The sequence below is a fragment of the Longimonas haloalkaliphila genome, from assembly GCF_055379825.1.
The window spans coordinates 230,742-242,515 of record NZ_AP043948.1 but is presented as its reverse complement, the minus strand read 5'-3'; the positions used below and the strand labels follow the sequence as shown (position 1 = coordinate 242,515).

Sequence of the window (11,774 nt, the reverse complement as noted above, 5' to 3'; positions counted from 1 at the left end):
GGGAACGTAGGACAACTTTAGGCGGCACAGTGCCGTCATCATATACTCGGTTACGGAGTGCTGTAACAATCGTTTTAAGCCAGCCGTATCTAAGTTGACATGTTGCGCGATACGCACGCGCATGATGCACAAAATCAAGATGTTCGCATCCCGTTCTTCCAACGAACACCACTGCTTTCTATGGCTTTCCTCACTTCGCTGCGTGTCCTTCGCGGCCTATCTACCATTATACTGGCTGCTCTTCTCTGGGTGGGATTAGCATCCCATACCGCCTCCTCGCAAGATTTGCTCCAGCAATTCGAGGACCGGGTCACGACCTTCACGCTCGATAACGGGCTGACCTTCGTTGTCGTTGAGCGTCCTGAGGCGCCGGTTGTATCCTTCCACACCTATGCCGATGTAGGATCGGTTGATGAGCCCGCCGGCCAGACAGGCATCGCACACATGTTTGAGCACATGGCGTTCAAAGGAACGACGCAACTGGGCACAACCAATATCGACGAAGAGATCGCTGCCATGAACGAGAAGGAAGCGATCTACCAGCAGATCCGGCAAGAACGGGCTCGTCCAAATCCGGACGAGGAGCGCCTCGCGTCTCTCCAAAACGCGTTTGACGAGGCCCAAGAGCAGGCCCATGAACATATGGATCCGGGTGCCTACGACGGCTTGCTCGAACGCGAGGGAGCAACTGGCTTGAATGCATTTACCAGCGCCGACGCAACCGGCTACCTCTACAGCCTGCCTGCCAACAAGATCGAGCTCTTCTTCGCGACCGAGTCAGAGCGTTTCCTGTATCCCGTATTGCGGGAATTCTATACCGAACGCGACGTTGTAATGGAAGAGCGCCGCCAGCGTACCGAGTCTAACCCGACCGGGCGTCTGCTTGAGGAGTTCGTTGCAACGGCGTTCAAGGCGCATCCCTACGGCAATCCCGTTATCGGGCACATGTCGGATCTGCAGGATCTTACCATTACAGAGGCCGAGGCCTTTTTTGAGAAATACTATCAGGCCAATAACCTGACGATTGCGATTGCCGGCGATGTCGACGTAGACGAGGTACGTACCCTTGCAGAGCAGTACTTCAGCCGCCTTCCGGAAGGAGATTCGCCCATGCCCGTAACGACCGTTGAGCCCGAGCAGCTGGGCGAACGTCGCGTTACGCTCATCGAACAGTCGCAGCCCATCATGCTGATCGGATACCACCGAGGCAGCATGTTTAGCGACGACGCGGCCGTCTACCGGGTACTGCAAGACGTCCTCACACGTGGACGCACCAGCCGCCTCTACCAGTCGCTTGTGGATACAGGCGAGGCCCTGCAGGTGCAGGCCATTCCCAGCTTTCCGGGCAGCAAGTACCCCAGCCTCTTTGCGCTGGTAGGCGTGCCCAGCCAGGATACCAATCCCGAAGACCTGGAGCAGGCCATCTACGACGAACTGGAGCAGCTAATCAGCGAAGGCATCTCCGACGACGAGCTACAGCGTGCCAAGACGCGTGCCCGCGCCGACCTGGTACGACAGCTCGAATCCAATATGGGGCTGGCGCGCCAGTTTGCACAGATGCAGGCCCTCACCGGCGACTGGCGTGCGGTCTTCCAGGATATTGAAGCGGTTGAATCCGTCACCGCCGCCGATGTGCAGCGTGTGGCAGAGCGTACCTTTACGCGCAGTAACCGCACGGTAGCCATGCTCAAGCCCGCCGAGGAAGCGTCTTCCGCAGACGAAGGCACTGAATAGGTACATCGCGCCGCATGTTGGCCGGCCCGAATTCTGTGATCTCTCCATCTATCCATTTTGCGCATCCCTTTATGATTCGACGGACCTCTATTACGGCATTGCTTGCACTACTGCTCATCTGGGCAGGAGCGCTGGCTACCCCTTCACTGTCGCAGTACGAACCCGGAGACGTACCAACTTCGGAGTACGACGCTACGGCGCTCACCTATCCCGACCTGCGCGACTTTGACGTGCCCAACCCAGAGCGGGTTACGCTCGACAATGGCATGACCATCTTCTTGCTTGAGGATGCGGAGCTTCCTCTCGTACGGGCCACGGCCCGCATCAACACCGGAGGCGTCTACGACCCCGACGACAAGGTCGGACTCGCTTCCATCGCTGGCCAGGTGATGCGTTCAGGGGGAACCGAGACGCTGACGCCCGATGAGCTGAACGACCAGCTCGAAAACATCGGAGCCAGCGTCGAGACAGGCATCGGCTCTACATCGGGGTCGGCGTTTATGTCGACACTCAGTGAGAACGTGGGCACCGTACTCCCCCTCTTCGCTGATGTACTGCGCCAGCCCCGCTTCGATCAGGAGCAGGTTGATCTGGCAAAGACCCAGCAGCGCTCGGCTATCTCGCGCCGCAACGACAACCCCCAGCAGATTGCACAGCGCGAGTTCGACAAGGTGCTCTATGGTGCCGACAGCCCATACGCACGTACAACCGAGTACTACACGGTCGATGCGATTGAGCGCGATGATCTCGTCGCGTTCCATCAGCAGCATATCCATCCCGAAAACATCATCCTGAGCGTGTGGGGCGACTTCGATGCCGATGACATGCGCGCCCAGCTGGAAGCTGCATTTGCAGACTGGACGCCCGGCGAGGACGCCGTTGTGCCTACTCCGCCCGAGCGCTCCGTGAACGAAGGCGCCAGCGTAAACTTCGTACCCAAAGACGATGTGAACCAGAGCACCATCTTCATCGGGCACGGCGGCGACATCACGCGCGACCATCCCGACTATCCGGCTGTGCTGGCCATGAACGAAGTGCTCAGCGGCGGCTTCTCCGGACGCCTGTTCCAGAACGTGCGTCGCGAGCAGGGGCTCGCCTACTCGGTCTTCGGGTCGTATGGGGCCGGATATGACGCTCCCGGACGCTTTTACTCCGGGGTCTTTACCCGTAGCGAGCGCACGGTCGACGCTGCGGAAGCAGTGCTCGATCAAATCAGAGGGATGCGTACGGCGCCGCCCTCGCAGGAGGAACTCGACCAGGCCCGCGATGGCTACCTGAACTCCTTCGTGTTTAACTTCGACTCGAAGCGCCAGATTCTGTCGCGCCTCATGACCTATAATCACTACGGATACGACGCCGACTACCTGCAGGGGCTTGTCGAGGCGATGGCCGACGTAACGCCTGGCGACGTGCAGCGCGTCGCTGAAGCATACCTGCGCCCAGACGACGCACACATTCTCGTGCTGGGGCGTGAGGCAGACTTCAGCCGTGCGCTTGCCGAGCTTTCTCCGGGTGGCACCGTGAATGAGATCGACATCAGCATCCCAACCAGCCCACCAGCCGAGGAGGTTGCGGTTACAGAGGAAGAACGAGCCGAAGGCCGGGCGCTTCTCGGCGACGTGCAAGAGGCGCTTGGAGGCGAAACGCTCGCATCTGCCGATATGATGCGGCTGGTCGTTGAAACCCGAGCCCAGCAGCAAGGCCAAGAAGTCGTGACCGAGCGCCGTAGCACACTGGCCGTAGACGGGCGGCTGCACCTGGAGCAAGAACTGCCCAACGGAATGACGCTTACCGTTATCGATGACGGCGACACGATGTGGCTCAGCATCCCGATGCAGGGCACACAAGAGGCGCCCGCACAGGTCCGCGAACAGTTTGGCCACGAACGCTGGCGCGAACTCCCGTACCTGCTGGCCCGCCTCGACCATGACGACCTTGAGGTGCAGGCCACTGGCTCCGAGACGGTCGACGGACGCGAGCTACGTACGGTCCGCATCACGCCGCCTGCAGGCGAACCGTTTACGCTTTACGTGGATGCAGAATCCGGGCTTCCCCAACGTATGGATTACACCACCATCGGGCAGAGCGGTCCAGTTGCGCTCACCGATATCTACGAAGATTACCAGGAGGTAGACGGTGTGATGATCGCCTTCACAGTCGTGTCGCTTCGTGATGGCGAAGAGGCCCAGCGCTCGCTCGTGCAAGAAGTGGACGTGAACCCGGAGGTGGCTGACGATCTCTTCTCGGTCGACGTTGAGTAAGCATCGTTCTACATCACGCCGCATGCCTGATAGGACTACGCCAGCGTGCGTGCTCAGACGGCATGGCAATCTGTGCGCCGCCTTCTCAGATCGTTCTGGGGAGGCGGCGTTCTGTGTGGTGCCCGAGAGGCGAGTGCCGTCGGCCGTGCGGTTTTCAACAGCCATATTGTAACGGATGCGCCGACAAACGTAACACAATAACACATGCACTCGGATCTCAACCACCGCTTTTTCGTGTACGTCTCTGTCATTGTTATCCGTTCGTTACAACCCAATGAACGCCATGGCACGCCACGCCCTTTCGCCGTCTGCGCTGCCCTCGCAGGTTACGCTCTGTGAGGTAGGTCCCCGCGACGGATTCCAATTTGAGGATGAGTTTATCCCGACTGAGGAAAAAATAGCCTGTATCGAAGCTCTCGCCGATGCCGGGCTGTCGCGTATACAGGTAACCTCGTTCGTGCATCCGGATTGGGTGCCGCAGATGCGTGATGCCGAGGCCGTGTGCGCTGCTCTGCCCGAGCGAGACGACGTCGTCTACAGCGGACTGGTGCTGAACATGGCCGGCTTAGAACGGGCGCTGGATACCCGGCTAACGCACATTGACCTGTCGATCGCTACGCACGACCGCCACAGTCTCGACAATGCTAACATGACCGTCGAGGAAGCGGTCGAACAAGCCGAACAGATGATCGGGGTGGCACAGCATGCTGGCGCGAGCGTGCAGCTGAATTTCCAGACGGTATTCGGCTACCAGTCACCGGGCGATACGCCGCTGGAACAGGTGGTTGAGATGACGCGCCACTTTGCGGGTCGGGGGCTCGATTCGCTCTCGCTGGCCGATTCCACCGGCATGGCCAACCCGCGCATGATCCAGGAACGTGTAACCACTGTGCAAGAGGTCATTGGGAGTACACCGTTGGTTCTGCATTTGCATGACACGCGCGGCCTTGGTTTGGCGAATGTGATGGAAGCGCTTTCATGCGGTGTTCACTGGTTCGACACGTCACTGGCAGGCATGGGCGGCTGTCCGTTCATCCCGGGTGCCACGGGTAACATATCAACAGAAGACACGGTCTACCTGCTCGACCAGCTGGGTATTGAAACAGGCGTAGACGGGCGCGCCGTGGCCGAGGTCTCGCACCATCTTGAAGACCTGCTCGACAAGCAGTTCGCCGGCACCATGCATCGCCTATGGGGCCGTGAGGTCATGGCATAGTCAGGACGTGCCGCACAGAGGAAGACCTCTCTTTCTAAATCGCGGTAGCTGCTAATCTCGAAGTGATTGATGTTGGCAGCGAACAAGTAGATCCCGGACCAGGGACGCTAAAGGCACCTTGGCCGGGATGACTGTTTTGTAGGTATCACGTGCGATCCAACGTAATCTAAGAGGCATCTAAATCTCCCCGTTCAGCCCCCCCTTTACGCTCTTTTGAGGGAGTGTTTTCAGGCCTCGGCACGATGTTTCTTCCAGAAGCGCTTTAGCCCGGCTGCACCCATCCAACTCGGATTCGCCGTCTCGTAGCGCGTCCAGAGCGGACCCGATACGCCGTCTTGCTCTGCTTCTGTGCGCATCCACTCGGTAACCGCCTCTTGAATTTCGTCGTCGGTCGGATCTGAAGCCATCAGTTCTTCGGCAAAGCGTTCGACCGAGTCGAGGCGTGCAGCCAGCCGGTCAAGATGATCGTGCGCATCGGAGAACAGTCCGAAGTGGGTCGGGGCGATATACGAAAGATCGCGATCGCGCAGCCGCTCGATGCTGGAGCGCCACGCCTCCAGGTCGATCTCGGGCGGGGCCAGTGGCGGAGCAATGTGTAGCGCCCCCGGTAGCCGTACGCCAGCTACATCGCCGGTGAACGCGATGTCTTCGAGCAGATAGGTATGGTGATGATACGCATGGCCGGGCGTGTCCAGCGCCTCAATAGTCAGATCGCCAACTGTAATGGTATCGCCGTCATCCAGTGCGTTGAGCTGCGCTTCAGGCACCGGACGCATCTCTCCCCAGAGCGCTTCCATGTCATTGCCATAGATGCGAGACGCGCTCTTCCAAAGCGTGCTGGGGTCAGCCAGATGCGGAGCTCCTGCGGTGTGCACATGCACGGTAGCACCCTGCCCGGCCCACCACCCGGCGGCGCCGGCATGGTCAAGGTGGATGTGCGTAACCAGCACATCAGTCACGTCTGCAGGGGCCAGTCCGATCGTGTCGAGGCGGTCTGTTACGGCATCGGTAACCGTTTCCGGACCCGTCTCTACGAGTAGCGCCCCGCTCTCATGAGGGATGCAGAACGAAGCGATGGCTTCAGGAACGCCCTGAAAATGCGTGTCAATCAACTGGATACGGTCAATCATAGTCAGAGCAGATTGGAAGCGGGAGCATGTGCGCACAAGTCATTATCGATACGTCGTGCGCGTCGGATGGGTTGCGCGACTCCACTGGACTTGCACACAACCGTAAAAAGTTGTAAAGTGTATATACAACCACTATTAGTTGTTACGTAAAAACACATGCCTCGTCTGTGCGCAGTACTTACCGGAGATGTGATTCAGTCGGGGGCGGGCGCAACAACCGGTCCGATTGCGGAGCACCTGCACGCTGCTCACGACCGGGTGCAGCCGGCATATGTCGAAGCTGCCCCTCACCCTATTTCAGTATTCCGAGGCGACAGTTGGCAACTCGTTGTCACCGAGCCTGTGTATGCGCTGCATATTGCTGTTGCCTTCCGTACAGCCGTGCGCAGGCACGCTCAGCGAGATACGCGCGTTGCTATTGCGGTCGATACGATCGATGCGCTGGACACCACCCAGGTCACGCAGAGCACAGGGCCCGCCTTTAAGCGTTCCGGGGAGATGCTTGATACACTCGAAAGACCCTATCGGATGCGATGTGTTATGCCCGAGTCGGCACCGCACGCCGTGGGTCTCGCAGCTTCTGCACTGACCGACATGGCCGACCATCTGGCTACACACTGGACCGACGCACAAGCACAGGCCATTCACCTCAACCTGACTGCTCGGGCGATGAATCGCACAGTTTCGCAGCGCGAGTTGGCTGCGCAATGGCACCCACAAGCCGTCTCGCAACAGGCGTTTAGCAAGCATCTGCAACACGCGCACTGGCAGCGCCTGCAGGATGCACTGGAACGCTATCAAACACTTTTATCGAACATCATATCTACATAGAGATCATGGATATCGCAATCGACCTCGGAATCCTTGTCCTTGGTGCACTCCTCGTCATCTACGGCGGCGGGTGGTGGGTTGGGCGTATGCTGGACCGCTACGATGACACAATCAGTGAAGAAGGACTTCCCGGCGCGGGACGCCTCATCGGCTACACAGAACGAACGCTTATCCTCGTCTTTGTGCTGGCCAGCGCTCCTGCAGCCATCGGCTTTTTGGTCACTGCTAAGTCCATCTTCCGATTCGACAGTGTGCAGCGCGAGCGCGCCCACGCCGAGTACGTCATCATCGGCACACTGCTCAGCTTTGCGTACGCGGTGACGCTATCGTACGGCCTACGCCTGGCCCTGCACGCATCAGGCATGTTCTGAGCCGCCTGCACTTCATCACGTCAGCACGGTGTTCAAAACAGGGCAGTTGAGGTCGAGGCAGCCACTTCGTATCCTAATAATCTGGCTCATTACCCTCCAACTCAAGTCTCCTCTGTTGATGCGCACCGCTATACTTCGCCGGACGTTAGCCCTTGCACTCGGATTGGTTTTAGGGATAAGCAGCGTGGGCGTCCACGCGCAGCAGATCCTTGACCACGATGACTACGCCATCTGGAATCAGATCCATACACAGGCCCTCTCGCCCGATGGCGAGGCGCTGCTCTATGTGCTGGGCCCCGAGCAGGGCGACGATACCCTGCGCGTGGCTACGCACGAGGGCACGCACCAGTTGGATGTGCCGCGCAGCACTACCGAAGCACGGTTCACCGCCGACAGCCGTCACGTAGTGACACGCCTCGTACCGCCGCATAGCCACGACGAAGACGATGCGCCCGACTCGCTTGCGGTCGCGCATCTTGAGTCTGGCGACGTGCAGCGCATCCCGCACCTTGAATCGTTCGCGCTCCCCAATGACAACGGCCGCTGGCTCGCCTATCGCCATACCGACGACATAGAGAATGGCGATGAAAACGGCCATGAGAATAGTGATGAGACCAGCGACGAGAGCGGTGAAAATAACGACGAGCGCGACGATGCAGGCACACGCCTCGTGCTGCAGGACCTCGACAACGGAACCACCACCGAAATCGAGCACGTGAGCGCGTATCACTTCACCGATGCGGGCGACTGGCTGGTCTACGCGACGGCCACGCCCGACAGCACCGGCGACGGCGTGTTTGCCCTTGCCACAGAGACCGGTGAAACCACGCCGCTCCTCGAAGGCCCCGGTACGTACAGCCCCCTCGCGCTCGACGACGACGGCACCCAGGTCGCCTTCCTCACCAATCGTGATGACTTCGACGCCGAAGCGATCGACGCTGATGAGGAAGCGTACACGCTCTACCACGCATCGCTTGGCGACGCAGCCACGCAGGTTGCTTCGCTTGGTACCGACGGAATCCCTGCCGACTGGTGGGTGAGCAAGCATGGATCGCTCTCGTTTTCCGACAACGGGAACCGCCTCTTCTTTGGCACGGCCCCGCAGCCGGGTCCCGACACCACCGCCACGCTCTTAGACGAACCCGTCGAGGTAGACGTATGGCACTGGCAGGATGAGCGTCCACAGAGCGTGCAGTTGGAAAATCGTGACGACGAACTGCAGCGCAGCTATCAGGCGGTGGCGCATCTTAACGACGGGAATCGCGTCGTACAGCTCGCGACTGAAGAGCGCCCGGATATAACAGTCGGCGACAACGGAAATGCCGATCTTGCCATTTCCAACACCAATCGTCCGTATCAACAAGAAATGTCGTGGGACTTCCCGACCTACTACGATGTCTACCTGATTGATGTAGACACGGGCGAAGATCGCCTCGCCGCGGAGCGCGTGCAGTATCCGGCCTCACTCTCGCCCGAAGCGCAGTACCTTACGTGGTGGGACGGTCCCGCGCAGACCTGGCGTGCACAGTCTGTTGCCGAAGGAAGCGAGCCTGTTGACCTCGGCGCGGCCATCGACGCCCCGCTCTACAACGAGCAGCACGACCGGCCCTTCCCAGCCTTTCCGTATGGATCCGCAGGCTGGATTGCAGATGATGACGCCTTCGTCCTCTATGACGAGTTCGACGCGTGGGCGGTAGACCCCACGAATCCAGCGGCCCCGACCAACCTCACCGGTGGCATGGGCCGCTCCCAGGCGCTGCAGTTTCGCATCCGCCAGCTCGACCCGGATGCTGATGCGCTCGACCCCGACGAGCCGCTGATGCTCCACGCCTTTAACATCGACACCAAAGCCTCGGGCTACTACCGGGGCACGGTCGATAGCAGCGCGCCCACTGAACTCATTATGGATGACCGGCGCTTCTCGTCGCTCAGCCAGGCCGACGAGGCCGAGCGCCTGCTCTACCAGCGCGAAGACGTGCGCGAGTTTCCGAACCTGTGGACGACCGGCCTCGACTTCAGCGATCCGGTGCAGGTCAGCGATGCCAATCCGCAGCAGGCCAACTACCGCTGGAGCACCGCCGAGCCGATGTCGTGGACTTCGCTTGTAGGGGAGGAGCTCGACGGCATCCTCTACACGCCCGACGACTTCGATGCGAGCGAAACGTATCCGCTCATGGTCTACTTCTATGAGCGCAGCAGCGATAACCTACACAACCACTGGGCGCCCGCGCCGCACCGCTCCATCATCAACCCCACCTTCTACGCCAGCCGCGGCTACGTCGTGTTTGTGCCCGACGTTGTGTACGAAGAGGGCTATCCGGGCGAGAGCGCCTACAACAGCATTATGCCGGGCGTGATGATGCTTGCCGAAGAGCCCTACATCGACAAAGACCGGATGGGCCTGCAAGGACATAGCTGGGCGGGATACCAGATTGCCTACATGCTGACGCGCACCGATATCTTTGCTGCTGCGGAGGGTGGCGCTCCCGTAGCCAACATGACCAGTGCCTACGGCGGCATTCGATGGGGCAGCGGGCGCAGCCGCATGTTTCAGTACGAGCGCACGCAGAGCCGCATTGGCGGCACGCTCTGGGAGTACCCGAAGCGCTACTGGGAAAACTCGCCGCTCTTCTACGCCGATCGCATCAGCACCCCGCTTATGATGATGCACAACGACGAAGACGGCGCGGTGCCGTTCGAGCAGGGCGTAGAGCTGTTCATGGCGCTGCGTCGCCTCGGGCAGCCGGCCTGGCTCATCAACTACAACGGCGAGCCCCACTGGCCCACGCAGTACCACCTGAAAGTGGACTGGCAGATGCGCATGCAGCAGTTCTTCGACCACTACCTGATGGACGCCGACGCTCCGGCCTGGCTCGAAGAAGGCATTCCCGCCACGGAGAAAGGCCGCACGCTGGGCTACGAGGTAGAGTAGTCTACGTCTGTATTTCGATCCCGAACGGGAGTCACTCATCGTGAGCGGCTCCCGTTTTTTGTTTAGGGGGATACGAAGCGTGTCCGCCTGCACATCTGTTTTTGCGCTATATACAGTAGCCTACAGTACACGACAAAAGTCAGACGACTCTTCATAGGGGCATGTCACCCCCGAAAGGGTGGGTTCAGATGAATGGTTTCCCCTCCATCCTACCCTTCCTCCCCAGGGAGGAAGGAACCAGAGGGCGCTTTCATGAAGTTCCCCTCGGAGGAGGGGGATGTAGGGGGAGGGATTTTGCGCTCAAACGCGAAACAATCAAGCGTGACAGTGCAGTCGTCCCGTTGAAACGGTTTTGATCGACGCCTCTGATTCTGGAAGGCGCTGATGCCCGAGACGAATATGAAGGCTCGCAATTTTTTTGTCATGTACCATGACAGTAGCCACTACACGGTGAATATACCCCCTCAAAAACGCAAAAGTAACTGGATATGTCTATGCAATCGCGTGTAACGAAAGCTCTCGCATCCCCGAGCCGCCTCATGGGGGCGCTCCTGCTCCTGCTAATGATTGGCACGCCGCTGGCGCAGGCACAGTCGGCCTTCGACCTGCAGTTTAGCGATCGCGCCCTGGCCACGCTGGAGCGCTCTGCCGAGGACGGCATCACCCCCGAACGCTTTGCCGAATGGATGGCCGAGCACGGCGAGGTGGGTCTCAAAATCGATGGTGAGATCGGCGAATCATCACTCCAGCTTATGATCGCCGTGTTTGACGGAGAAGGCGCTATCGTCGGCCAGAATGGCATTCCACTGCGCGCCGAACGGGAGCGCCACACGCTGGGCGACATGGTCAGTGCCCGCGAGGTCGGGCGGCTCGTCGGGCGAATTATACCGGGCAGTACCTGGAGCATACCAGGCGATGCGTTCATCCCCGGCGATGCATTCTTTCCAGGCGATCACTTTGTATCCACTTCAGAGGAAGCCCTGCGTGCTGTGGCCGAGCAGAGCCGCGAAGCCGGTGCCCGTTTCGCCGACCGTGAGCGCGGCGCCCCGCACGGCATTGCGATCATGATCCTGCCCGAAGGCGAGCGGTTCGAGCAGCCCGTGCGTCCCGGAGGCGGCCTGTTCATCGCATGGATTTAACTGCCTGCGTTTAATCCTGTGCTTCAGGGCACCTGCGTTAGGCTGCTGCCAGACACAAAGCTTGCCGAAACATCCCCCGGCGTTCAGCAGATACGGCGGAGGAGCCCTGTCAATCCCGTTGCTTGTCTTCGGCGGCGTTGAGTATAAGACGCAGCTTGGA

At 59.8% G+C, this 11,774-nt stretch carries 8 protein-coding genes; 7 read left to right on the top strand and 1 reads right to left on the bottom strand.

The window, feature by feature from the left end:
- Positions 1-180: 180 nt before the first annotated feature.
- The 3 genes from ACZ48V_RS00935 to ACZ48V_RS00925 all read left to right on the top strand — a co-directional run bounded on the left by ACZ48V_RS00935 (position 181) and on the right by ACZ48V_RS00925 (position 5,211).
- Complete coding sequence (locus tag ACZ48V_RS00935) at positions 181-1,734, top strand: M16 family metallopeptidase (protein ID WP_464540762.1); 1,554 nt, start codon at positions 181-183, stop codon at positions 1,732-1,734.
- Positions 1,735-1,805: 71 nt separating this feature from the next.
- The gene (locus tag ACZ48V_RS00930) at positions 1,806-3,995 is read left to right on the top strand and encodes an insulinase family protein (protein WP_464540760.1); all 2,190 of its coding nucleotides are present in this window, start codon (positions 1,806-1,808) and stop codon (positions 3,993-3,995) included.
- Positions 3,996-4,278: 283 nt separating this feature from the next.
- Positions 4,279-5,211, top strand: coding sequence for a hydroxymethylglutaryl-CoA lyase (locus tag ACZ48V_RS00925; protein WP_464540758.1), 933 nt, complete (start codon positions 4,279-4,281; stop codon positions 5,209-5,211).
- Between the two features lie 227 nt (positions 5,212-5,438).
- Here ACZ48V_RS00925 and ACZ48V_RS00920 read toward each other — a convergent pair whose 3' ends face one another.
- The gene (locus ACZ48V_RS00920; RefSeq protein ID WP_464540756.1) at positions 5,439-6,341 is read right to left on the bottom strand and encodes an MBL fold metallo-hydrolase; all 903 of its coding nucleotides are present in this window, start codon (positions 6,339-6,341) and stop codon (positions 5,439-5,441) included.
- Between the two features lie 156 nt (positions 6,342-6,497).
- Here ACZ48V_RS00920 and ACZ48V_RS00915 point away from each other — a divergent pair, with 156 nt between their 5' ends.
- The 4 genes from ACZ48V_RS00915 (at position 6,498) to ACZ48V_RS00900 (ending at position 11,614) form a co-directional block, all read left to right on the top strand.
- Positions 6,498-7,172, top strand: a complete 675-nt coding sequence (locus ACZ48V_RS00915) for a hypothetical protein (protein ID WP_464540754.1) — start codon at positions 6,498-6,500, stop codon at positions 7,170-7,172.
- 5 nt (positions 7,173-7,177) lie between these two features.
- The gene (locus ACZ48V_RS00910) at positions 7,178-7,543 is read left to right on the top strand and encodes a hypothetical protein (RefSeq protein WP_464540752.1); all 366 of its coding nucleotides are present in this window, start codon (positions 7,178-7,180) and stop codon (positions 7,541-7,543) included.
- Positions 7,544-7,661: 118 nt separating this feature from the next.
- Entirely contained in the window at positions 7,662-10,475 is a 2,814-nt protein-coding gene (locus ACZ48V_RS00905) for an alpha/beta hydrolase family protein (protein ID WP_464540750.1), read from the top strand.
- A gap of 488 nt (positions 10,476-10,963) precedes the next feature.
- Complete coding sequence (locus tag ACZ48V_RS00900; RefSeq protein WP_464540749.1) at positions 10,964-11,614, top strand: hypothetical protein; 651 nt, start codon at positions 10,964-10,966, stop codon at positions 11,612-11,614.
- The last annotated feature ends 160 nt before the right edge of the window (positions 11,615-11,774 follow it).